The 23,729-nt window shown below is 63.3% G+C and carries 23 protein-coding genes; 9 read left to right on the top strand and 14 right to left on the bottom strand.

The genetic code is table 11. The features are described 5' to 3' along the window. Nucleotides 1-527: hypothetical protein (locus NKI85_RS23780; protein WP_352778223.1), on the bottom strand; the 527-nt coding region annotated here is incomplete at its 3' end. Nucleotides 528-531: 4 nt separating this feature from the next. Further along, entirely contained in the window at nucleotides 532-1,203 is a 672-nt protein-coding gene (locus NKI85_RS23775; RefSeq protein WP_352778220.1) for a TetR/AcrR family transcriptional regulator, read from the bottom strand. A gap of 85 nt (nucleotides 1,204-1,288) precedes the next feature. Here NKI85_RS23775 and NKI85_RS23770 point away from each other — a divergent pair, with 85 nt between their 5' ends. Next, the gene (locus NKI85_RS23770; protein ID WP_352527806.1) at nucleotides 1,289-1,762 is read left to right on the top strand and encodes a carboxymuconolactone decarboxylase family protein; all 474 of its coding nucleotides are present in this window, start codon (nucleotides 1,289-1,291) and stop codon (nucleotides 1,760-1,762) included. A gap of 123 nt (nucleotides 1,763-1,885) precedes the next feature. Here NKI85_RS23770 and NKI85_RS23765 read toward each other — a convergent pair whose 3' ends face one another. From NKI85_RS23765 to NKI85_RS23745, 5 genes are all read right to left on the bottom strand, one after another. After that, nucleotides 1,886-2,797: an aminoglycoside phosphotransferase family protein gene (locus tag NKI85_RS23765; protein WP_352527808.1), complete on the bottom strand. Its 912-nt coding sequence runs from the start codon at nucleotides 2,795-2,797 to the stop codon at nucleotides 1,886-1,888. 91 nt (nucleotides 2,798-2,888) lie between these two features. Beyond that, nucleotides 2,889-3,338 (bottom strand): DNA polymerase III subunit chi, encoded by a 450-nt coding sequence (locus tag NKI85_RS23760; protein ID WP_352778217.1) that lies wholly within the window; start codon nucleotides 3,336-3,338, stop codon nucleotides 2,889-2,891. A 30-nt stretch (nucleotides 3,339-3,368) separates the two neighbouring features. Then, the gene (locus NKI85_RS23755) at nucleotides 3,369-4,865 is read right to left on the bottom strand and encodes a leucyl aminopeptidase (protein WP_352527941.1); all 1,497 of its coding nucleotides are present in this window, start codon (nucleotides 4,863-4,865) and stop codon (nucleotides 3,369-3,371) included. 86 nt (nucleotides 4,866-4,951) lie between these two features. Next, the gene (locus NKI85_RS23750; RefSeq protein WP_352778215.1) at nucleotides 4,952-5,335 is read right to left on the bottom strand and encodes a VOC family protein; all 384 of its coding nucleotides are present in this window, start codon (nucleotides 5,333-5,335) and stop codon (nucleotides 4,952-4,954) included. 73 nt (nucleotides 5,336-5,408) lie between these two features. Next, on the bottom strand, nucleotides 5,409-6,575 hold the full coding sequence (locus NKI85_RS23745; protein WP_352778230.1) for a flavin-containing monooxygenase: 1,167 nt from the start codon (nucleotides 6,573-6,575) through the stop codon (nucleotides 5,409-5,411). A gap of 354 nt (nucleotides 6,576-6,929) precedes the next feature. On the opposite strand from NKI85_RS23745, the gene lptF reads away from it, so the two are divergent. The 7 genes from lptF (at nucleotide 6,930) to NKI85_RS23710 (ending at nucleotide 14,986) form a co-directional block, all read left to right on the top strand. Then, complete coding sequence (lptF, locus tag NKI85_RS23740; protein ID WP_352527814.1) at nucleotides 6,930-8,132, top strand: LPS export ABC transporter permease LptF; 1,203 nt, start codon at nucleotides 6,930-6,932, stop codon at nucleotides 8,130-8,132. Continuing rightward, nucleotides 8,129-9,214: an LPS export ABC transporter permease LptG gene (gene lptG, locus NKI85_RS23735; protein WP_352527945.1), complete on the top strand. Its 1,086-nt coding sequence runs from the start codon at nucleotides 8,129-8,131 to the stop codon at nucleotides 9,212-9,214. Before lptF ends, lptG begins: the two co-directional genes overlap by 4 nt. Then, nucleotides 9,214-11,631: an LPS-assembly protein LptD gene (locus tag NKI85_RS23730; protein ID WP_352527816.1), complete on the top strand. Its 2,418-nt coding sequence runs from the start codon at nucleotides 9,214-9,216 to the stop codon at nucleotides 11,629-11,631. Before lptG ends, NKI85_RS23730 begins: the two co-directional genes overlap by 1 nt. 118 nt (nucleotides 11,632-11,749) lie before the next feature. Next, a complete protein-coding gene (locus NKI85_RS23725) occupies nucleotides 11,750-12,676 on the top strand; it encodes a SurA N-terminal domain-containing protein (protein ID WP_352527818.1) in 927 nt (308 codons plus the stop codon). A 13-nt stretch (nucleotides 12,677-12,689) separates the two neighbouring features. Next, nucleotides 12,690-13,718, top strand: a complete 1,029-nt coding sequence (gene pdxA / locus NKI85_RS23720) for a 4-hydroxythreonine-4-phosphate dehydrogenase PdxA (protein ID WP_352527820.1) — start codon at nucleotides 12,690-12,692, stop codon at nucleotides 13,716-13,718. Nucleotides 13,719-13,784: 66 nt separating this feature from the next. Next, nucleotides 13,785-14,618, top strand: coding sequence for a 16S rRNA (adenine(1518)-N(6)/adenine(1519)-N(6))-dimethyltransferase RsmA (gene rsmA / locus NKI85_RS23715; protein WP_352527822.1), 834 nt, complete (start codon nucleotides 13,785-13,787; stop codon nucleotides 14,616-14,618). Between the two features lie 74 nt (nucleotides 14,619-14,692). Continuing rightward, nucleotides 14,693-14,986 carry a DUF1330 domain-containing protein gene (locus NKI85_RS23710; RefSeq protein ID WP_352527824.1) on the top strand — a complete coding sequence of 98 codons (294 nt, stop codon included), beginning with the start codon at nucleotides 14,693-14,695 and terminating at the stop codon, nucleotides 14,984-14,986. Here NKI85_RS23710 and gmk read toward each other — a convergent pair whose 3' ends face one another. The 7 genes from gmk to fabD form a co-directional block, all read right to left on the bottom strand. Beyond that, nucleotides 14,987-15,643, bottom strand: a complete 657-nt coding sequence (gene gmk, locus NKI85_RS23705; RefSeq protein ID WP_254820312.1) for a guanylate kinase — start codon at nucleotides 15,641-15,643, stop codon at nucleotides 14,987-14,989. Between the two features lie 49 nt (nucleotides 15,644-15,692). Then, nucleotides 15,693-16,583 carry a YicC/YloC family endoribonuclease gene (locus tag NKI85_RS23700; RefSeq protein ID WP_352778209.1) on the bottom strand — a complete coding sequence of 297 codons (891 nt, stop codon included), beginning with the start codon at nucleotides 16,581-16,583 and terminating at the stop codon, nucleotides 15,693-15,695. Nucleotides 16,584-16,720: 137 nt separating this feature from the next. Continuing rightward, complete coding sequence (mltG, locus tag NKI85_RS23695; protein ID WP_352527827.1) at nucleotides 16,721-17,941, bottom strand: endolytic transglycosylase MltG; 1,221 nt, start codon at nucleotides 17,939-17,941, stop codon at nucleotides 16,721-16,723. A 93-nt stretch (nucleotides 17,942-18,034) separates the two neighbouring features. Further along, entirely contained in the window at nucleotides 18,035-19,297 is a 1,263-nt protein-coding gene (gene fabF / locus NKI85_RS23690; protein WP_352494871.1) for a beta-ketoacyl-ACP synthase II, read from the bottom strand. A 34-nt stretch (nucleotides 19,298-19,331) separates the two neighbouring features. Next, a complete protein-coding gene (locus NKI85_RS23685; protein WP_352527829.1) occupies nucleotides 19,332-19,568 on the bottom strand; it encodes an acyl carrier protein in 237 nt (78 codons plus the stop codon). A 187-nt stretch (nucleotides 19,569-19,755) separates the two neighbouring features. After that, on the bottom strand, nucleotides 19,756-20,493 hold the full coding sequence (gene fabG / locus NKI85_RS23680) for a 3-oxoacyl-[acyl-carrier-protein] reductase (protein WP_352527832.1): 738 nt from the start codon (nucleotides 20,491-20,493) through the stop codon (nucleotides 19,756-19,758). 60 nt (nucleotides 20,494-20,553) lie between these two features. Then, nucleotides 20,554-21,519, bottom strand: a complete 966-nt coding sequence (gene fabD / locus NKI85_RS23675; protein WP_352527835.1) for an ACP S-malonyltransferase — start codon at nucleotides 21,517-21,519, stop codon at nucleotides 20,554-20,556. Nucleotides 21,520-21,765: 246 nt separating this feature from the next. Between fabD and NKI85_RS23670 the strand changes: the two genes are divergently transcribed. Beyond that, a complete protein-coding gene (locus tag NKI85_RS23670; protein ID WP_352527836.1) occupies nucleotides 21,766-23,691 on the top strand; it encodes an LTA synthase family protein in 1,926 nt (641 codons plus the stop codon). Nucleotides 23,692-23,729: the final 38 nt, after the last annotated feature.

The following is a 23,729-nucleotide window of genomic DNA, read 5'->3' as shown; positions in this document are numbered from 1 at the left end:
CACCCCCCCCCTGGGGGCCCCCCTCCACCAAACCCCCCGCGCCCCGGCTCGCGCCCGGCCCCCCCCGGGCCCCGCTGCGCTGGCTGTGGGCGCAGGCCCCGCATCGGGATGCCCTCGGCATCGCCCGGACCGACGATGAAGGTGTAGGGGCCGGGGGCAACGGTCGGGATCAGGCCGGCCTCGTCGCGAAAGATTTTGTCCGGCAGCTGCGGGCTGACCTGGCGCGGATTGTCGGAATGGTTGAACTGCAGCGTCGAGGCGAGCACCGTCCTGCCGCCGGTGGCGGCAGTCAGGGTCAACACGGTGCGCTGCTGCGAGACGATGCGCTCGGCTCTTGCCGTAAGATCGACCAGCACCCGCACCGGCGCATCGCGTGCGCTCAGGGGCACCGTCACCGGCTTGAATCGGCCCTGGTCGTAAACCCGCCAGGTACCGATCTCATGGCCGGAGAAATTGGTCATCGCCCAGGGGTAGACGACGCCGATGCCGGTACCGATGAGCAGGATCAGGGCGAACAGAGAGCGCATGAGGTCAAGACCCGGTATTCGGCGCGTTGGCGCAGTCGCGGGCGCGCTCCATTTCGTCCAGGAGCATGTCAAGGCCGAGATCAAACGTCCGGTCAAATTCGGCGCTGCCGAAATAACGCCCGGCCGCAGCTACTTTTGGAAAATCCTGTGCCAGTTGCTCGTCACTGACGGTGGTCACAGCCGAAGGCCCCTTCGCATAGCCGGCAGTCTCGTCGAGGATGGCACCTATCAGATAATAGCCGGTGGTGCGGAACAGCCGTGCACCAAGTTCCGGTCCGAAGCCGCCGGCCTCGAACAGGCCAAGGATGCCGTTCAGCCAGGCAAGGCAGGTCGGCGAATTCATCCGGTAGGTGACGAAGAAGCTGGCGAAAGCCGGGTGCTCACGCGCGACGCGGCGGAAATCCTGCACAACGATGCGCAACCTTTGTCGCCAAGCTAGATCCTCGTCAGGCATTTCGAGCGAGCCGATCAGCCGGTCCACCAAGGCTTCGAAGAGATGCGCCGCCGAAGGAAAGTGGTGGTAGATACTCATAGCCTCGCAGCCGAGTGCAGCCGCCAGCTTGCGCATCGAAAAGCCGGCGAGGCCCTCGCTCTCGATCACCTTCAATGCGGCATCCTCGATTATTTCGCGCGACAGCCGGCCGCGTGTTCGCTTTTTCTTGATCGACGAGTCCATGGTTCCGCTCGACAACTTACACTGTAAGGTTCATTTTCTGAATTACCTTACATCGTAAGGTTTAAAAAAACCAGAGGAGAACGCCATGAACAGCTTCCGTATCGTTTCATCCACGACCCCTTCGCTTCATCGTGCATCCCTGCTCGCCTCCATGGTCTGCGCCCTGACCTTGACGCTGGCCTCCGCACCGGCCCATGCTGACGATGACGCCACCATCAAGGACATCCAGTCGACCATGGGCGGGGTGCCCGGTTTCGTGAAGCAATTCCCGAAAGCCGGTCTGCCCGGTGCATGGGCCGAGGTCAAGGCCATCCAGCTCAGCGACAAGACGGCGCTGCCGCCGAAGGTCAAGTCGCTGATCTCGCTGGCGGTGGCGGCGCAGATCCCGTGCAGCTACTGCGTCTGGTCGGACACGCAGGACGCCAAGCGTGCCGGCGCCACCGACGAGGAGATCCAGGAGGCGGTCGCCGTTTCGGCGCTGACCCGCCATTGGAGCACCATCTTCAACGGCATGCAGGTCGATTTCGATACGTTCAGGAAAGAGATGGGCGGGCAGTGACATTGAAGCCCACGAAATGACTACGGCCCGTAGCCGTGGGCCGTTGTCTTGTGTCCCCACCGACGGCGTCCGTAACCTTGCTGTGGGTCCGGGCGAAATGACGGCATCCCAAGCAAAGCCGGCCTATAGGCGACGGGCCCAGCGGTGGTCCGCCAGCACATCCTCGATAACCCGCCACGATTTTTCCGCCTCGCGCTGGTTGCCGTCATGTCCAGAGGCGACGATCAGCGCCTTCCACAGCGCCCAGCCCCGAGCGCGCGCCCAGCTGTGCTTGTCAAGGGCAATGGCGTCGCGGAACGCCCGGCGGCTCTCGCCGTAAAATTCCGTCCATGCGATCACCAGGTCACAGGCAGGATCGCCGATAGCCGAACTGCCGAAATCGACGACCGCGCAGAGTTTGCCATCTTCGACGAGCAGATTTCCCGAGGCGACGTCGCCGTGGACCCACACCGGTGGCCCTTGCCATCGCGAGCCAAGCGCGGTCGCCCACGCCGCCTCGGCGGCGGCCTTGTCGATGCGGCCGCCGAGCGCCGAAAGCGCGGCTCGGGTCTCGGCGTCGTAGACTGAAAGCCGGCCGCCGCGATGGAAATTATGCTGCCCTGCCGGTGGCCCGCCAGCGGCGTCGATGCGCTGGAGCGCAACCAGAAAGCCGGCCAGCGAACGGGCGAACTCCGTGAGATCGGCAATCAGTTCGGCAGCCGCCGGCCTGCCGCCTAGCCAGCGATAGACGGACCAAGGCCATGGATAGCCGTCCGCGGGCGCGCCTTTGGCCAGCGGCACGGGTATCGGCAGAGGCAGGTGAGGCGCGAGGCGAGGCAGCCAGCGATGCTCCTTCTCGACCTGGGCAACATAGGCGGCAGCACTGGGCAGCCGCACCGACATGCTATCGCCCAGCCGGAAGGTGCGGTTGTCCCAGCCGCCAGGCTCGACCGGCTCGACCGGCAGGTCCGCCCATTCGGGAAACTGCGCGGCGATCAGCCGGCGAACCAGTCCGGCATCTATCGAAATGCCTGGCGTTTGTTCATTGGGCTGCATCGGGCTTGCTCAGATCTTCTGGACAGCCGGTGGTCCATCTTTTTGTTTGTCGCTTTTTGCGGCGCCAGTGATTCCCTTGGCTGCAAATGCTCTAAGCCTTGCGTTCCCAGCGCCGGTCGGGTGTTTGCTGCCAGTAGGTCACGGTGTGGCCGGCCTCCTTCATTGTCTTCCAGTGCGTGCGTGCCGCCTCTACCTGGGCCGCATCATGGCCGTCGAACAGGAACACGGCGCCCTCGTAGCCGCCAAGCACCGGCGGCACCGCGCCGTCGACCAGGAACCGTATCTGCGCCTGGTTCGGATTGTCAGGGCCGACGGTCAAAAGCACCGGCTGCTCGGCGGGATGGGCTTCGCGGTCCGTTGCATGGGCCAGGAACGAATCATCCCGGAAAGTCCACAGATGCTGGTCCAGCGCGTCGCGCCTCTCCTCGGTGCCGGTCTGCACCACGGCGCGCCAGCCGCGATCGATGCTGCGTTCCAGGAGGCCGGGCAACGCGTCCTCCAGCGTCGATTCGGTCAGGTGATAGAACAGGATTTCGGCCATGGCTTCAGTCTAAATCATTTGGTGCGCCGCTCATTGCTCGTAATGATCGCGCACCAGTCGGTCGAGCAGCCTGACGCCGAAGCCGGAAGCCCATGACTGGTTGATCTCGTTGGAGGGCGCGCCCATCGCGGTGCCGGCAATGTCGAGATGCGCCCAGGGCGTGTCCTTGACGAAGCGCTTCAGGAACTGCGCGGCGATGATGGCGCCGCCATAGCGACCGCCGATATTCTTCATGTCAGCATTCTTGGACTCGATCAGCTTGTCGTATTCGGCGCCGAGCGGCATGCGCCACAACCGCTCCTGCGTCGCCTGCCCGGCCGCCGTCAGCCGGTCCGCCAGCTCGTCATTGTTGGAGAACAAGCCGGCATAATGCTGGCCGAGCGCGACCATGATGGCGCCGGTCAGCGTCGCCAGATTGACCATGAATTTCGGCTGGAAGCGGTCGTTGCAGTACCACAGCGCATCGGCTAGCACGAGGCGGCCCTCGGCGTCGGTGTTGAGCACTTCGATGGTCTGGCCCGACATCGAGGTGACGATGTCGCCCGGTCTCTGGGCGTGGCCGTCGACGGCGTTTTCGACCAGCCCGACAATGCCGACGACATTGGCCTTCGCCTTGCGCGCGGCGAGCGCGTGCATCAGCCCGGTGACGGCAGCAGCGCCCCCCATGTCGCCCTTCATGTCCTCCATGCCGGAGGCCGGCTTGATCGAATTGCCGCCGGTATCGAAGGTGACGCCCTTGCCGACGAAGGCGACCGGCCTTTCCTTGGCCTTGCCGCCGTCCCACCGCATGACCGCCATGCGGGCGCCACGCGGCGAGCCCTGGGCGACGCCGAGCAGCGAACCCATGCCGAGCTTCTTCATCTCCTTCTCGGCCAGGATCTCGACCGTGACGCCGAGCGCCTCCAGTTCGCTGATGCGGGCGGCGAATTCCACCGGTCCCAACACATTGGCCGGTTCATTGACCAGATCGCGCGCCAGCAAGACGCCGTCGATCACCGCCGCTTCATCGGCGAAGGCCTTCTTTGCAGCCGCCGGATCAGCGGTGTGAATGGTCACCTTGACGGGCTTTTTTGGCTCGCGCTTGTCGTCACCATTGTCCTTTTTGGTCTTGTACTTATCGAAGGCATAACTGCGCAGCAGGATGCCCGCGGCAAGCTGAACCGCTTGCCTGCCGCCGATGGCGGCACCGGGAAGATCGAGCACGACGGCCACTTCGGTTGCCTTGCGAAAGGATGCTGCAATCGTGCCGCCGAGCTTCAGCCAGGCGTAGTCATCAAGATTGGAGATCTTGCCGGCGCCGAGCGCCACCAGCCGCTCAAGCGATGTCCCTTCCGGCGCCAGCACTTCGACCAGGCTGGCGAATTTGCCGGTGAAGTCGGCGACGGGAAAAGCCCGCTCGAGGGTCTTTGCCGGATCGCAGGCCCTGGCGGCGTCGCCGAGGCCGCCCTCGTCGGCTGCCAGAATGAAGACGCTGCCCTTTTTGGGGGCGGCGAACTTGGCGAAGGCGATCAAGGGTCTCGAATTCATCATGTCCTGCTTTCGGGGAAGTGCTTTGGATTATCGGGAGAAGCGTTCGATTGGGCAGATCGGACCTAAGGTGCCGCGTTGTTGCGTCAGTGAGCGGCGGGTTGAAACAGCTCGATGACGTTGCCCGATGGGTCTTCGAGCAGGGTTTGGGAACCGCCAACGCCCGTTATGATATCGTTGCGAAAGACAAGTCCAGCACTCTTGAGGCGCGCAACCTCTTCTTTCAGGTCCGGCACCACCAGGAGGACGCGGTTCCAGCCTCCCGGCAGCGGCTGCCGGCCATCCGGCATCGCCCGTGCACCCGAACTGCCGGGTCCGCTTAGAAGGAGCCGTAACGCGCCGCGCGTGACGGAGGCAAAAGCCGGCCGCGCATCCTGTTCGACGGCGAAGCCCAGATGTCCACAATAGAAGTCGATCGAGGTGGCGACATCATCGACCATGTAGCGAATGCTGACTGGCGTCATGATCATTGACCTTTCGGTTCGAGCACGTTCCAACAAGGCGTGTCCATTGCAGGCGGAACACTCGGCATAGTCCTGCTCATTATCGCTGCTTGACAATCCGCGCCGCTATCGCCTTAGCCTGAATGCGGGCATTGGCGAAACAACCGCGAATGCTCGGCCGCATGCCGGTAAACCACAGGCCGGGCAATTTCGGGTCAGTCTCCCCGCCGTTGAAAAGCGGAACGCCCTTGCCGTCGAGAACGCCGAGCTTGCCGACCATCTGCTCCAGCCCGGTGCGGTAGCCGGTCGCCGCGATGACGATATCGGGCGTGATCAACCTGCCGTCATTCAATATGATGCCGTCACGGGTAAATTCCCGCAATGGCCGCACCACCACGATCGTGCCTGCCTTGATGGCGCGAACCGCGCCGTCATCGGCTGCGATCGCGGTGTAGTCGGCGCTCAGACGGCTCGCACCTCCCATGGAGGCCGGCGGAAGCCCGAATTTCGTCAGGTCGCCGAAAACCAGGCGCTGCGTCGCCGCCATCACCGCATCGGCAATCCGCACCGGCAAGCGCGCCATGAAAGGCGAAAGCCTGTGGACGGCGATCTTGCCGATGCGTTTCGGCAGCAGCGACGGGCCATTGCGAGCCGACAGCCAGATGCTTTCAGCGTCTGCATCCGCAAGATGATTGAGTATGTCGAAACCCGAATTGCCGGCACCGACCACCAACACCTTTTTGCCGGCATAGTCCCTCGCCTCGCCGAAATCGGCCGAATGGATGATCCGGCCGGCAAAATCGTTCATGCCTTTCCATACCGGAATGAACGGCTGCCGATCACGGCCGGTGGCGACGACGACATGGCGTGCCGGACGGGGTCCGGCATTGGTCTGTACGGTCCAGTGATCGCCATCGAATGCCATCTCTTCGACGGCAACGCCGAATGTGACAGGCAGCCTGTGCACTTGGCTGAAATCGTTCAGATGGCGAATGACGGCGGTTCTGTGCGGGAAGGCCGGGGTGCCTGCAGGATAGTCGACGCCGGGCAGTGACGAGAGGTCGCGATGCGTGTTGAGACGCAACCGCTGGTGACGCCGGTGCCAGGGTTCGGCAAGCCGGCTCTCCTTTTCCAGGACGAGCGTCGGTACGCCGGCCTTCATCAAGGCGTGGGCGGCGGCAAGGCCGGCCGCGCCGGCGCCGATCACGATTGCGCCGTCAAAGACCGCTTCCCGACCGATTTGACCGCGCAATTTTTCCGCTTCCATACTGGTACTCAACAGAGCCTGACCCGTCTTATCACGCGGCGGCGGTCGCGACCGGCGCGACATTTGGTCGTTTTGCCGCATTTGACAAGACTTTGGCCGAAATCGCTCCCATATGCGATATCGAACCATCTACGATTCGTCGCGGCACGGCCCCGCTTCCCGCCGCAACCTGTTGTTAACCAACAATGTTCGCCCTTTCTTATCCATTGCCGCCGACACTCCGGCCCAGCGGAATTTGCGATACGGAACGGAACCCAGATCGAACCGCCAAACTGAGCCAGTTGTGCAGCCGGCGCCGGACGACTACCTTATTCCAAGGCATGATGCCGTTCGAAACCGCCGAGAAAAGCCTTCATGAAGGTCGTTGAACGTTACATCATGCGCCGTGCTTTCGCGGTATTCGCGCTGGCGCTCGTTTGGACGCTGGCGATCGTCTGGACGACGCAGGTGCTCGCCCGCATCGATCTCGTCACCGACAGCGGTCAGTCGGCCCTCACCTTCTTCGAAGTCGCAGCGCTGATCATCCCGTCGATCGTTCCGATCGTCGTGCCGTTCGCACTGGTGGTCGCGGTCGCCCAGATACTCAGCGTGATGAATTCGGATTCGGAGCTGGCCGTCATCAATGCCGCCGGCGCTTCACGCTGGACCATCGTCAGGCCGATCATGCTTCTGGCACTCGCAGCCAGCGTTTTTTCGTTCGCCGTCGACAATGGCGTCGACCCTTACGCACGCCAGAAGAACCGCGAGTTGATAGCGTCGTCGCGTGCCGATCTGTTGTCGTTGATCATCCAGGAAGGCACCTTCCGCAAGATCGATGATGGCCTGTTCCTGCAGGTTGGCGAACGGCTTCCCGACAATCGCCTCGGCGGCATCTTCGTCGCCGATTCGCGCGAAGAAGGCGTCAATCTCATCTATTACGCCAAGACCGGCAGCATCATCGAACGCGGCGACGAGAAGGTGCTGATGATGAATGACGGCGTCATCCATCGCAAAACCATGACCGGCGACCTCTCGGTGATCCGGTTCACCTCCTATGCCTTCGACTTGTCCGCTTTCATGTCGGCCTCATCTGACATCCTGCTTTTGCCGAAGGACCGGACGACGCAGTATCTGCTCAATCCGAGTCCGAACGACAAGATGTACCAGCAAAAGCCGAACAGGTACCTAGCCGAGCTCAACCAGCGTTTTTCCGAGTGGTCCTATTCGCTCGTCTTCGCGCTGATCGCGCTTGCCGTCGCCGGAGATGCGCGCTCGCATCGCGAGGCGCGCGTGCATCCGCTGATCACGGCAATCGCGATCGCGCTGTTCGTGCGCTGGCTCGGGTTCTTTGCCGCCGGCAAGGCCGACAAGGTGCCGCAATATGCCTATATGGTCTACGGCGTCCCGATCCTGGCGTCGGCGATCGCCATCTGGTTCATCGTTTCCAACCGGACCATGGAACTGCCGGTTGCCTGGGCCGATTGGATAACCAATCTTGCCGGCCGCTTCAATGACGGCTGGAGCGCCATCAAGCTCCGCTTTGCCGGGCGCGGCGCATCCGGACAGGGAGCCGGCTGATGGGCTGGACTCTGGGTCGGTACTTCTTCTTTCGCTATGTGACGATCACCATCTGGTTCTTCATCGGCCTTTTGGCGCTGGTGTTCCTGATCGATTTCACCGAGCTTTCCGGCCGCACGACCGGCGTGCCGGGCTTCACCTACACAACTGCGTTCGCCATTTCGGGGCTCAGGATGCCGATGATCATGCTGCAGACGGTGCCGTTCGTCGGCCTGTTCTCGGCGATGGCGACCCTGGTGTCGCTCAACCGCAAATATGAATTGGTCATCGCCCGTTCCGCCGGGGTTTCCGCATGGCAGTTCCTGCTGCCGTGCTGCATCGGGGCGCTGCTGTTTGGGGCCTTGTCGGTTGGCGTCATCAATCCGATAGCCGCGCACGCCTATTCCTGGTCCGAGCAGATCGAGACCCAGCTCCGTTCGGGCAAGTCGAACACCGTCTCGGCCGACGCCGCGCCCTGGATCAGGCAGAAAACCAGCTCCGGCGATACCATCATCGGCGCGCGCGCCATTCTCAATCAAGGCCTGGAGATGGCCGACGCGGTCTTCTTCAGTTTCAGCCCGCAAGGCGACATCATCGAGCGCAAGGATGCCGCCCACGCCTTTTTGCGGGACGGCTACTGGGAATTGCAGGACGTCAAGGTGTTCCGGGACGGCACCATCCAGTCGTTACCCAGCGATCGGCTGCCGACCGATCTCAAGCCGGAATTCGTGCAAGAGCGGTTGGCGCGCCCTGAGACCATCCCGTTCTACGATCTGCCCGGCAAGATCGAGGTGGCCCGCTCCTTCGGCCTCAAGGCAAATGCCTTCGCCATGCAGTTCGATTCCCTGATTGCGCTGCCCTTCCTGCTCGTCGCGATGACGCTGATTGCGGCAACGGTATCAATGCGATTTGCGAGGATGGGGCAGTCGGCGACGATGATTCTGGGTGGCATCGTGGCCGGCTTTCTGCTTTATGTCGTTTCGGTGCTGGTCAAGGCATTCGGCGTAGCGGGATTCGTACCCACTGCCGTAGCGGCTTGGGTCCCGGTTGTCGTGGCTATGTTCTTCGGGGTGACATTCCTGCTATACAAGGAAGACGGCTAGTGAGGGAGGCGGTTTTGCGCAGCCATAGGCACGCCGGTTTGGCACGCCTCTCTGCGGCGAGCGCCTTGGCATGCCTGCTTGCCGGCGCCGCCCCGGTTGCTCCGGCTTTCGCCCAGGACGTCAGTGAACTGGCAACGAAGGTTCCGAGTGGCACGCAGATGCTGCTTGCAGCCGATACGCTGGTCTACGACAACGACAAGCAGACCGTGACGGCCGTCGGCGGCGTCCAGATCGACTATGGCGGCAACCGTCTCGTCGCCCAGCGGGTCGAATACAACCGCAACACCAAACGCCTCGTCGCCAGCGGCAATGTCGAAGTCGTCAATAGCGACGGTACCAAGATCTATTCGCAGCATGCCGACATCACCGACGATTTCGCGGACGGCTTCGTCAACGCGCTGCGTGTTGAGACCATCGACAAGGCGTATTTCGCCGCCGAAAGCGCGGAGCGCATGGGCGGCGTGCTGACGACGTTCCACAATGGCGTCTACACTGCCTGCGAGCCGTGCGAGGACAAGCCCGACAAAGCGCCGACCTGGCGCATCAAGGCCAGGAAGATCATCTGGAACGGCGAGAAGAAGACGGTTCGCTTCGAGAATTCGAATTTCGAGTTCTTCGGCTTTCCACTGGCCTATCTGCCGGCTTTCGAGATCGCCGACCCGACGGTCAAGCGCAAGAGCGGCTTCCTGATCCCCGGCGTCGCCTACAAGAGCGATCTCGGCGTCGGTGTTAAAGTCCCCTATTATTTCGCGCTCTCGCCGACCTACGATCTAACTGTCACCGGCAGCGGCTATACCAAGCAGGGTTTCCTCGGTGAGGCCGAGTGGAGGCAGCGCTTCAACAACGGTCAGTACAGCCTGAAGATTGCGGGCATCCGGCAAGAGAATCCCGACGCCTTCGTCGACGACAATGGCCACAACGTCAGTTCGGGTACCGGGGGCGACCCGAACAGGTTCCGCGGCATGATGGGCACTCAAGGCCAGTTCGCCATCAACCCGCGCTGGGACTTCGGCTGGGACATCCTGCTGCAGAGCGACAAGAATTTCTCGCGCACCTACGACATCGACGGCTTCAACGATAGCGTACACCGCTCCGAGGTGTACCTGACGGGGCTTAACGATCGCAATTATTTCGATGTGCGCGCCATGCACTTCGACGTTCAAGAAGACACGCTCGCCAGCGATCCGACCGCCCGCGCCGCCAAGCAGCCCTGGGTGCTGCCCTCGCTCGACTACGCCTATATCCCCGACACGCCGGTGGCCGGCGGGCAGCTGTCGTTCGACGTCAACGCGCGGGTCATAGACCGCGACAGGCTCGATACTGCTCTTGCAAATTCGAGCATCCCTTCGTCCGTCAACAACGTCCGCGGCATCGACGGTCAATCCGGCCGCCTTACCGCGGAGGCCGAATGGAAGCGCACCTTCACCACCGATGGCGGGCTGCTGCTGACGCCGCTCCTGGCGCTGCGCGGCGACGCCGGCTATGTCAACGCCTCCTCGGCCTCGCTCGACGCCATCAACCAGATGGCGACCAATCTCGGCGTTGAGGACGATATGCGTTCATCGCTTGCCCGCTACATGGCGACCGCCGGCCTTGAGATGCGCTGGCCGGTGCTGTTCTCGATGACCAGTTCCAGCCATATCTTCGAACCGATGGCGCAAGTGTTCATGCGTCCGAACGAGCAATATGTCGGCGGGCTGGCGGTCCCCAACGAGGACGCCCAGAGCTTCGTCTTCGACGCCACGACGCTGTTCGAGCGCGACAAATTCTCGGGCTATGACCGCATGGAAGGCGGCACACGCGCCAATGTCGGGCTGCGCTATTCCGGCGCATACGACAATGGCTGGAGCACCAATGCGGTGTTCGGCCAATCCTACCAACTCGGCGGCCAGAACTCGTTCGGCACGCCGGACCTGGTCAATGTCGGCGCCTATTCGGGTCTTGAGACTGCAACCTCCGACTATGTCGGCCTTGTCGGCTTCAACAGCCCCAGCGGGTTTTCCGGCTCGGTCAGCGGCCGTTTCGACGAGCAAAGTTTCGAGATCCGCCGCGCTGAGGTAAAGGCCGCCTTTTCAGGCCTGCCGGTATCGCTGAGCGCCAAGTACGCCTTCATCCAGGCGCAGCCGCTCTATGGCTTCTCGACAGATCGCCATGAGGTTACGCTCGGCGCCTCGACACATCTTGCTGAGAATTGGCGCGTCTTTGGCACCGGCACATATGATCTGGAGCAGAGCATTCTGGTCAAGGACGGGGTCGGCTTTGCCTATAGTGATTCGTGCTTTACCTATTTGATGACGTTTTCGGAAAGACGTGACCTGAACACCAAGGAAGTATCGCAGAACGTCGGCTTCAACCTGTCGTTCCGCACGCTCGGCGATTTCGGCTCGTCGCAACGCTCCATCGACACCATCCAATAACGGGGCAGCAGTCGGCAACGGGGCGGCTGGCGGACGACATTGTTTCGCCGCATAGAGCAGGCACGAATTTCGGCGGCCTGAACTGGGATAGGTTGGGCCGAATCGGGATGGAATTGGGATGCTTTCGATGAGGAAATACCTCTTTTCGGCAGGGTTCGCGCTGCTGGTGGCGGTCTCGATCACCGCAGTGACGCGGCCGGTTTTCGCCACCGAGATCAAATACGTCGTCAACAATATACCGATCACCACCGGCGACATCCAGCATCGGGCCGCTTTCCTGCGCCTGCAGCACAGAAAGGGCGATGCCGGCCAGGAAATGATCGACCAGACGCTGCGCATAGCCGAAGCCCGGCGGCTCGGCATCCGCATCAGCGACGCGCAGGTCGATGCCGCTTATCAGCGTTTCGCCACGAGCAACAAGATGCAGCTCAAGCAGCTTGACGGCGCCATGGCGCAATCCGGCGTCTCCAAGGAGCATTTCAAGGAGTTTATCCGGGCGCAGATGGCCTGGAACCAGGCGCTGACCGCGCGTTACCGTTCCGGCGACGGCGGCGGCGCCATGAGCGAGCAGGACCTCGTCAAGCGCATGCTCGAGCATGGCGGTAGCAAACCGAGCGCCACCGAGTACATGCTGCAGCAGGTCATCTTCGTGGTGCCGGCCGCCGAGCGAAGCGCGACGCTGTCCAAGCGCAAACGCGAAGCCGATGCCATGCGCGCCCGCTTCAACGGCTGCAACACCACGCGCGAATTCGCCAAGGGCCTGATGGATGTCACCGTTCGCGATCTCGGCCGGGTGCTGGCGCCGCAATTGCCGGCGGACTGGGCCGAGCAGATAAAGGCTACAAAGGTCGGCGGCGCCACCACCACGCGCGAAACCGACCGCGGCGTCGAATTCATCGGCATCTGCTCGTCGCGCGAAGTGTCAGACGACAAAGCCGCGCAGATGGTGTTCCAGAGTGAAGGTTCGAGCGACAAGAACGCCGACGAGATCTCGAAGAAATATGTCGAGGAGTTGCGGAAGAAAGCCCGCATCATCGAGCGCTGAAGTCGCGATAGCCGTGCCTGACGCAGAGCTTCCGCTGGCGTTGAGCGTCGGCGATCCGTCCGGTGTGGGGCCGGACATCGCCATCGCCGCTTGGCAGGCGCGCGATAGCGCTGGCGTTCCGTCTTTTTATCTTCTTGCCGACCCGGCACTGATCGCCGCGCGGGCGCACAGGCTCGGCGCCGATATTGCGATGGCCGAGACAACGCCGGCGCAAGCGCCGGGGATGTTTTCGCGCGCGCTGCCGGTGGTGGCGCTTGCTGCCCGTTTCATCGACAGTCCCGGCCGCCCGGATCCCGCCAACGCCGCCGGCATCGTCGAGGCGATCGACCGCGCCGTTGCCGACTGCCTGGCCGGCCGCGCTGCCGCGGTTGTCACCTGCCCTATTGCCAAGAAGCCGCTCTACGATGCCGGCTTTCGCTTTCCCGGCCACACCGAATATCTGGCGCATCTGGCATCGCTTCATACCGGCACCGAGGTGATGCCGGTGATGCTGCTTGCCGGACCGGACCTGCGCACCGTGCCGGTCACCATCCACATCGCGCTGGCCGCAGTGCCGAAGGCGCTGACGACGGACCTTATCGTCGCCACCGGCCGCATCACCGCCGCCGACCTTGCCAGCCGCTTCGGAATTACCAAGCCGCGGCTTGCCGTTGCCGGCCTCAACCCGCATGCCGGCGAAGGCGGCGCCATGGGCACCGAAGACGAGCGCATCGTACGCCCGGCGATCGACAGGCTGAGGCAGGAAGGGATCGACGCCTTCGGGCCATTGCCGGCCGACACGCTGTTTCATGCTCGCGCCCGCGCCGGCTACGACGTGGCGCTCTGCATGTATCACGACCAGGCGCTGATCCCGGCCAAGGCGCTGGCGTTTGACGAGGCGGTCAACGTCACGCTCGGCCTGCCCTTCATCCGCACCTCGCCCGACCACGGCACCGCCTTCGACATCGCTGGCAAGGGCATCGCCCGCGCCGACAGCCTGATTGCGGCGCTGAAGCTCGCTCGCCTGCTTGCCGATACCGGGACAAGGGCCGTAGGCCCCTGAGCCCAATCCAATGAGCCCAATCCGATGGCCCTAACCCGATGAGCCCAGCCCAATGAGCCCAGCCCAATGAGCATAGACGGGCTGCCGCCGCTACGCGAGGTGATCGAGCGCCATGGGCTGCAGGCGAAAAAAGCGCTCGGCCAGAATTTTCTGCTCGACCTTAACCTCACAAGCAAGATTGCGCGAACCGCCGGCGACCTGAGCAATGTTACGGTCATCGAGGTCGGTCCCGGCCCTGGCGGGCTGACCCGGGCACTGCTCCTCAACGGCGCCCGGCGGGTCGTCGCCATCGAACGCGACGAGCGCTGCCTGGCGGCCCTGGCCGAGATCTCGAACCACTATCCGGGCCGGCTCGAGATCGTGGCCGGCGATGCGCTGAAAACCGATTTTGCAGCGCTTGCTAAAGGGGAAAGCGGCGGGCCGGCGAAAATCGTCGCCAACCTGCCTTACAATATCGGCACCGAATTGCTGATCCGCTGGCTGACTGTTGCCGAGTGGCCGCCCTTCTACACATCGATGACGCTGATGCTCCAGCGCGAGGTCGCCGAACGCATTGCAGCCAGCCCCGGCAGCGATGCCTATGGCCGACTCGGCGTGCTGGCAGGCTGGCGGACGGAGGCGAGGATTGCCTTCGACGTGCCGCCGCAGGCGTTCACGCCGCCACCCAAGGTGACGTCCTCGGTGGTGCATCTGGTGCCGCGTGCCAGCCCCTTGCCGGCAGAGGTGAAACGGCTCAGCCGCGTCACCGAAGCGGCGTTTGGCCAGCGCCGGAAAATGCTGCGGCAGAGCGTGAAAAGCCTCGGCGGTGAGGCGCTGCTTGCCCGTGCCGGCATCGATCCGACCAGGCGCGCCGAGACGCTGAGCGTCGAAGAGTTCGTGCGGCTGACCAACGCGGTGTGATGCCGGGACGCGTCTGCGTGGAATTTCCGCTCTCACGGCATAGATAGCCGGACAAACCTGCCCGGAGACAAACAATGGCCGCCTATGTCATTTCCGACGTCACGATCCGCGACGCAGAGGCGATCGAAGCCTATCGCACCCGCGCGGCTGCCTCCATCGCCCAGCATGGCGGGCGCTATCTGGTACGCGGTGGCAAGGTGGAAATGTTGGAAGGCGACTGGTCTCCCGGGCCGCTGATCATCGTCGAATTCCCCGACATGGACACGGCGCGGCGCTGGTATCGCTCGGCCGAATACGTCGCTGCATTGGAACTGCGCGATGCCGCGCTCAGCCGCAATCTGATCCTGGTCGAGGGGATAGCGCCTTGATCAATCCGTCTTCTCGTCGAGCAGCCCGGAGACGAAATCGAACAGGCCGGGCCGGCGATCTCGTCTGAGCCGTTCGGCGGTGACGATGCCGCGCACCTCGGCGAAAGCCCGGTCGAGATCGTCGTTGACGATGACGAAATCATATTCCTTCCAGTGCTCGATCTCGTTGCGGGCGTTCTTGAGCCGCGTCTCGATCACCGCTTCCTGGTCCTCGGCGCGACGCTTCAGCCGCGCCTTCAATTCCTTCATCGACGGCGGCAGGATAAAGATCGAGACGATGTCGGCGCGCATCTTCTCCTTGAGCTGCTGAGCGCCCTGCCAGTCGATGTCGAACAGCATGTCGCGGCCTTCGGCCAGCGCCTGTTCGGCCGGCTCGCGCGGCGTCGCGTAGCAATTGCCGTGCACCTCCGCCCATTCGAGCAGCGCATCGGAATCGCGCAGCCGCTCGAACTCGCGCATGGTGCGGAAGTGGTAATGGACGCCCTCGATCTCGCTGCCGCGGCGTGGCCGCGTGGTGACCGAGACCGAGAGTTCCAGGCTGGAATCGCTCTCCAGCAGGTTGCGCGCGATCGTCGACTTGCCGGCGCCTGACGGCGACGACAAGACCAGCATCAGCCCGCGGCGCCGAATGCGGGAACCCAAATCCCTAGCAGTCATGGGGCTTGGCAGTCATGGGGCTTGGCAGTCATGTGGCTTGGCATCGGGATCATTCCAGATTCTGGACCTGTTCGCGAAACTGGTCGACGACCGCCTTCAGTTCCAACCCGATGGCGGTGACCGCGGCAGCATTCGACTTGGAACACAGCGTATTCGATTCGCGGTTGAATTCCTGCGCCAGGAAATCGAGCTTGCGGCCGATGGCGCCGCCGCCGGCGAGCAGCGCCCGGCCTGACGCCACATGTGTCTTCAGCCGGTCGATCTCCTCGCGTATGTCGGCCTTGGTGGCCAGGAACGCCGCTTCCATATGCAGCCGGCCGGCGTCCAGATTGGCGGACGCGTCCATCAACAGCCGGATCTGCTCGGCGAGCCTTTCGCGAATCGTGGCTGGCTCGCGTGATGGATCGGCCTCGGCCCGCAGCGTCAGCGCCTCGATAGCATCGATATGGCCGGACAGCAGGGAACGAAGTGCGGCACCTTCGCCCTGGCGCGCCTGCTGCAGCCCGTCCAATGCTGCTTCCAGCGCCGACAGTATCGCGGTGTCGAGCGCACTGCGCGCCTCTTCGGTTTCGATGGTTTCGGGAATGTCGAGCACGCCGCGCAGCGCAAGCAGCCCGTCGGCCGCCGCAGGTGCTACTCCGAACTGCTCCTGCAGCCGTTTGGCCAACCCCGCCAGATCCTTCAGGAAAGCCTCGTTGACCACGGGTTGCGCTTGCGCGCCGGCGGCGCGACCAATGGTCAGCGTCATCTGGAAATTGCCGCGCGCAAAACGCTTTTGCACCGTCTGCCTGACGGGCGGCTCCAGCCGGTCGAAACCTTGCGGCAGCCGCAGCCTGACCTCGACGCTCTTGCCGTTGACGGACTTGGCTTCCCAGGCAATCGAAGTGCCGTCGTGTTCGGCGACACTACGCGCAAAACCGGTCATGCTCTGCAAGTTCATGCTGCCGTGCTTCCCCTTGGCGAATGCCCCTCAAGCCGGAACGATTTCTCCGGAAAGGATCATGTGAATTTCAATGCCATAGCAGCCCTTGCACATCCACTCGGACATGCACAGGGCCGACCTGATGCCGTCCGCCCCTACTGGGCGGCGGTGGCGCCCGCATCGTCAACGATGGCTCCCGCCGGCGCGTCGGCTCCGGTCTTGCTTGCCCCGGCCTTGGCGGCGTCCTGCGCCTGCTTTTTCAGCAGAGCCCGGTAGCGAGCGACATTCTCGTTATGCTCATCGAGCGTCGCGGCAAAGACATGGCCGCCGCTGCCGTCGGCGACGAAGTAAAGATCGCTGGTCTTCGACGGATTGGCGACTGCCTCCAGCGCCGCACGACCTGGATTAGCGATCGGCGTCGGCGGCAAGCCGTTGATCAGATAGGTGTTGTAGGGCGTCGGCTTCTGGATGTCCGACTGATAGATCGGGCGGTCGATGGGTTTGCCCTTGCCGCCGAACAGGCCGTAGATGATGGTCGGGTCCGACTGCAGCCGCATGCCCTTGGCCAGCCGGTTGAGGAAGACGGCGGCCACCCGCGAGCGTTCATCGCCCTTGCCTGTCTCCTTCTCGACGATCGAGGCCAGTGTGACGAAATCCTCAATGTTGGCGATCGGCAGATCCGGCGCTCGGCGCTGCCAGACGTCGTCGACCAGCTTCTTCTGGTCGGCCAGAAGCTTGTCGACCATCTGCTGGCGTGTTGCGCCGCGGGTGAAGCGCAGCGTGTCGGTGGCGAGGCTGCCCTCAGGTGGAGTGGTCGACGGCATATCCCCGGTCAGCGCGTCCTGCTCGGCGATCCGTTGCAGTGCCTGCTCGACCGTCAGCCCCTCGGGGATAGTCAGCGAATACATCACCGACTTGCCGCTCTTCAGGAGTTCCATGATATCGTGCATCGAGGCCTGCGGCTTGATCTCGTATTCGCCGGCCTTCAGGGCGGAATCATTACCGAAGGCGCGTACGCCAAGGCGGAAAATGCGGGCGTCGCTGATCAGCCCTCGCCGCTCAAGCTGGTCGGCGATCTCCTGGACGCCGCTATTCGGCTTGACCAGGAAAGTGTCGCCATTGGCCGACGGGCCGGGCTCGTTGAATTCCTGCTTGCCGAAATACAGCGCCACGCCTGCCGCCAGAACCATCAGAATCACCGAAGAGATGACGAAGTTCATGAACACGACGAACTGGCTGCGCGAGGCACGCGAGCGTTTCGGCGGCGGCGTGCCGGCCTCGGGCCGCAACGCCTCGCTGGCCGTCTTCGGCACGATCGGGCCGGGCGTTGCTGCCCGTTGCCCGAATTCCCCGTTATCGGCCGGATTTGTATTCATAGCGCCCTACCATTTGATCTTGCGACGAATCCCCTCGGGCAGAGTAGGGGCGAATATGGCAAAATTGACGGCAGACGGAAACCGGCGGAGCGGTCAGCCATTGTAGCGCTGGAAGACGAGCGAGGCGTTGGTGCCACCGAAGCCGAAGGAGTTGGACAGCGCCACGTCGATCTGCCGGGCTCGCGGCTTGTGCGGCACCAGGTCAATCGCCGTTTCGCGCTCCGGATTGTCGAGATTGATGGTCGGCGGCGCGATGTTGTCGCGAATGGCGAGGATCGAAAAGATCGCCTCGGCAGCACCCGCCGCGCCCAGCAGGTGGCCAATCGACGATTTGGTCGACGACATCGATATCTTCGAGGCGGCGTTGCCGACCAGCCGCTCGACGGCGCCGAGTTCGATCGTATCGGCCATGGTCGAGGTGCCGTGCGCATTGATGTAGTCGACATCGGCAGGCGTCAGCTTCGCCCGGTTCAGCGCCGCCGTCATGCAACGGAAAGCGCCGTCGCCGTCCTCGGCAGGCGCGGTGATGTGATAGGCGTCACCGGTCAGGCCGTAGCCGGTGACCTCGGCATAGATCTTGGCGCCGCGGGCCTTGGCGTGTTCGAGCTCCTCGAGCACGACCACGCCGGCGCCCTCGCCCATGACGAAGCCGTCGCGATCGCGATCATAGGGGCGCGAGGCGGTTTGCGGCGCATCGTTGCGGTCGGTGGAGAGCGCGCGGCAAGCGGCGAAACCGGCGATCGAGAGTCTCGTCACCGGCGCTTCGGCGCCGCCCGCGACCATCACGTCGGCATCGCCCCAGATGATCAGCCGGGCGGCATCGCCGATGGCGTGCGCACCGGTCGAGCAAGCGGTGACGACGGCATGGTTGGGGCCTTTCAGCCCATGCCGGATCGAGACCTGACCGGAGACGAGATTGATGATCTGGCCGGGGATGAAGAACGGGCTGATGCGGCGCGGACCGCGTTCCTTGAGGATCATCGCATTCTCGGCGATGCCTTCGATGCCGCCGATGCCCGAACCGATCAGCACGCCGGTGGCGCACTGTTCCTCATGCGTCTTTGGCTGCCAGCCGGAATCCTTGAGTGCCTCGTCGGCGGCCGCGATCCCATACAGGATGAAGTCGCCGATCTTGCGCAGTTCCTTCGGCTCGAGAACGGCTTCAGGATTGAAAGTGGCATTGGAGCCGTCACCGCGCGGAATGACGTGGGCGACCTTGCAGGCAAGGTCTTCCACCTCGAATTCGGTGATGCGCTTGGCTGCGCTGCGGCCGGTCAGAAGCTCCTTCCAGCTGTGCTCGAAGCCCATGCCGAACGGTGAAAGCAGCCCAAGGCCCGTGACGACGACACGCCTCATCGCAGGTCCTCCCCGGTGATGACTGCAAATAGCGTCAGGCCGAGGCCTTGTCGATGTATTTCACCGCATCGCCAACAGTTAGGATGGTCTCGGCAGCGTCGTCCGGGATTTCGACGCCGAACTCTTCTTCGAACGCCATGACAAGTTCGACCGTGTCGAGGCTGTCCGCGCCCAGATCATCGATGAAGCTCGCCTGCTCCGTCACCTTGTCGGCATCGACGCCAAGGTGCTCGATGACGATCTTCTTGACGCGCTCTCCGGTGTCACTCATTTGGGCATCCTCGTCTTTTGGTTGTCTGTCTTCGTTAGCGGGCAGAATGCCGCTAATCAAGCTGAAAGATGGTCCTGCCGGAAACGCAGCGGAACAGGACCGGTTTTTGCCCGAACCGCCGGGTTGCGGGCGGCATTACACGAAAAATGCCGTGCATCCAAGACGGAATGAAGCGTTTTCCCAAGTGTTAGATCATCGCCATGCCGCCATTGACATGAATGGTCTGGCCGGTGACGTAGGCTGCCTCATTGGAAGCGAGGTAGGCGACGGCAGAGGCGACTTCAGCGCCCGTGCCCATGCGCCGGGTCGGGATCACCGCCATGATCGCCTCTTTCTGCTTGTCGTTGAGCTTGTCGGTCATCGCCGATTCGATGAAGCCCGGGGCGACGCAGTTGACGGTGATATTGCGGGTGGCGATCTCCTGCGCCAGCGATTTGGAAAAGCCGATCATACCGGCTTTGGAGGCGCAGTAATTGGTCTGGCCGGGATTGCCGGTGACGCCGACCACTGAAGTGATGTTGATGATGCGGCCATGTCGGCGCCGCATCATCGGATGGGTAAGCTCGCGGGTCAGCCGGAACACGGCGGTCAGGTTGACCTCGAGCACGCTATCCCAGTCGGCATCAGCCATGCGTACGAACAACCCGTCCTTGGTGATGCCGGCATTGTTGACGAGGATGTCGACGCCTTCGAGGTCGGCCTCCGCCTTCTGGCCGAGCGCCTTGACCTCGTCGCGATTGGAAAGATTGGCCGGGAACAGCTTGACCCGGTCGCCCAGTTCGGCGGCCAGCGCCTCCAGTTTCTCGATGCGTGTGCCGTGCAGGCCGACGATGGCGCCCTGGCCATGCAGCACGCGGGCGATCGCCTCGCCGATGCCTCCCGATGCGCCGGTGACGAGCGCCTTGCGGCCGGTCAATTCGAACATTCTTGTCTCCTGATCTGAGCGAACACCCTTCGCATGGAGCGGGGTCAAATCGCCAGTTGATTATGCAAGTGCCGCCAGCGCCGCCTCGACATCCGCCGCGGATCCGATGGCACTGGTGGCAATATCGCGGTTGATGCGCCGCGCCAGCCCCGACAGAACCTTGCCGGCGCCCACTTCATATAGTGTCGCAACGCCATTCGCGCCGAACCACTCCACCGTTTCGCGCCAGCGCACGCGCCCGACCACCTGTTCGACGAGGCGGCGGGCGATCTCGTCCGGATCGCTCGTCGGGATCACCGTAACATTGGAGACCAGCGGCACGACCGGCGCATTCTTCTGCACTCCCGCCAGCGCCTCCCGCATGATCTCGGCCGCCGGCTTCATCAGTGCCGAATGGAAGGGCGCCGAGACCTGCAGCATCAGCGCCCGCTTTGCGCCCTTCTCCGTGCATAGCTTCGCCGCCAGTTCGACCGCCGGCCTGGCGCCTGAGATCACCAGCTGGCCGCCGCCATTGTCATTGGCGATCTGGCAAACCAAGGCGTGCGCCGGATCTTTGGCCGCGCCGTGGGCGGCCTCGGCGCAAGCCGCCTCGACGTCAGCCTGTTCCAGCCCGATAATCGCCGCCATGGCGCCCTCTCCGGCCGGTACCGCCGCCTGCATGGCATTGCCGCGGATGCGCAACAGCCGGGCGGCGTCGGCGACCGAAACGAAACCGGCGGCTGCAAGTGCCGAATATTCGCCAAGCGAATGGCCGGCGACATAGGTGACCTTATCTTCCAGTGAGAAGCCGCGCGCCTCCAGCGCCCGAATTGCGGCAAGCGACACCGCCATCAGCGCCGGCTGGGCGTTGGCGGTCAGCGTCAGCGTCTCTTCCGGACCTTCCCAGATCAGCTTCGATAGATTTTCGCCGAGCGCATCGTCGACTTCCTCGAAGATCCGCAGCGATTCCACAAAGGCGTCGGCGAGGTCCTTGCCCATGCCGACAGCCTGGCTGCCCTGCCCCGGAAAGGTGAATGCGATGGCCATCGGCGGCTCCCAGCTGCTGGTTCTGGTTGCCTGTGACGCAAGGCGTGCGGCCAAGTCAAGTCCAACCTCGACCGCGCAACGTCGGCCGAGTGCCTGTTTCGGCAGGCTTTTTGGCGATCACTCATGATGAAAACCGCTCACGATTTGTTTGCTGGCTCTTCTTATTTCCGCCACAGGCGCTAGCTTTGCGTGACAGTTCGATGACAGTCGAGTGACGCTTTTGTTGCGGGCCGGGGAACTATTGAAGTGGCAAAGACCAAGAACAGCGCAGCCGAGGCCGCGCCACAGTTTCTCGAAGGCGATCCATCCACCGGCTATCTGCCGGCGCGCAAATGGCCTGTCATCCGCTATGGCCTTATCAGCTTGCTGGCCGCGGCCATCCTGGTGTTCGCCATCGAACTGATCGTGCGCGGCAACTTTGCCGGCACCATCGACTTCTTTCTGCAGCCCTTCAAACCCGGCTGGACCACAATCATTATTTTTGCGCTGATCCTCATCGGCCTCGACGCCGTGCTTGGCCGCAGCCATCAGAGCCTGATGATCGTCGCGCCGCTGACGTTGTCGCTGGCGTTCGTCGGCCACCAGAAGTCGCTCTATCTCGGCGATCCGCTCTATCCGACCGATTTCCTCTATTCCCGGCAGATCGTGGCACTGATGCCGCTCCTGGTGCGCGATCGCCCGGGAACCGCCATTGCCCTGGCGATCGGCATCGTCGGCGGGCTGTCGCTGCTCGTCTATTGCTGGCGGCTATGGCGCCGCCGCGTTCCGTCGCTCAGCCACAAGGGCCGCCTTGCCCGGCTGACGCTGACGGTGCCGCTGATCGCCTTCTTCGTCTCCATCATGGACTATGCCACTTTCTCGTGGACGCGCGACCGGCTGCAGATCATCCCGATCATGTGGGACCAGAAGGAAAACTATGCCTCGAACGGTTTTGCGCTCGCCTTCGCGCTGAACGTCCCGATGGCCCATGTCTCGGCGCCGCCCGGCTATTCCGGCAAGGCGATCGCGGCGATCGGCAAACCGCAGGTGACGGCCTCGATACCTGCCGAGAAGCCCGACATCATCGTCGTCATGAGCGAATCGTTCTGGGATCCGACCAAGCTGCCCGGCGTCACCATCACGCCCGATCCGATCCCCAATGTGCGGGCACTGCGCTCGGGCTATATGTTCTCGCCCGAATTCGGCGGCATGACGGCCAACATCGAGTTCGAGGCCCTGACCGGCTTTTCCAACGCCTTCCTGCCGGCGGGCAGCATTCCCTACCAGCAATATGTGCGGACACCGACCCCCTCGCTCGCCACCTTCCTGAAAAGCCAGGGCTACCGGACACGCGCCATCCATCCCGGCACCAACTGGTTCTGGAACCGGGGAGCCGTCTATGCCGATTTCGGCTTCAACGACTTCAAGTCCGAGGAGACGCTGCCGCCCATGCAAAAACGCGGACCGCTCGCGTCGGACGCCGCGATGACCGACGAGATCATCCACGAGGCCGATACCAGTGCCGAGCCGGTCTTCTTTTTCGCCGTCAGCCTGCAGAACCACGGACCGTATGAGCCGTATCGCTATAACAATCCGACCCACAAGGTGCAGGCGCCGATCAGCCAATGGGCGCGTGAATCGCTGTTGAGCTACGCCGAAGGCTCTTCCGATGCGGACCGCGGCCTTGAGCGGCTGATCGAATGGGCGAAGACACGCGAGCGGCCGACGGTCATCGCCTTCTTCGGCGACCATCTGCCGCCGCTTGGGCCGGTCTACGTCGAGACCGGTTTCCTGAAGGACAATGTCGCGCCGCGCAAGGAGGCGGCCGACCAGATGCTGCTGCACCACCAGACGCCGCTGATCGTCTGGTCGAACCGCAGCGGGCCGGCCGAGGATCTGGGCGCCGTCAGCCCGGCCTTCCTGCCCTACCATATCCTGAAGACGGCCGGCATCAGCCATCCCTATTACACTGGCTTCCTCGGCCAGTTGCGGGAGCGCTACCGCGTCATCGACCGCAATTTGCTGTTGGCACCGGGGGGCGACGCCACCCCCGATTGGTCGCGTCAGAAAGAGATCGACCCGGCAATCCGCGACTTCCGTCTGCTGCAATACGACATGATGTTCGGCAAGCGCCATGCGGCGCCCGATTTCTTCCCCGAGACCACGGGCAAAGTGGCTGCGCATACGAGTTGAGCAGCGGCGGCGGAACGGCCGTAGAGCGGCTGACGTCG

Origin of the sequence: Mesorhizobium sp. M0571, from assembly GCF_040320985.1 — a bacterium.
Classification (GTDB): domain Bacteria; phylum Pseudomonadota; class Alphaproteobacteria; order Rhizobiales; family Rhizobiaceae; genus Mesorhizobium.
Note: the sequence above shows the minus strand (reverse complement) of the source record. Positions and strands in the feature narration are given on the sequence as shown.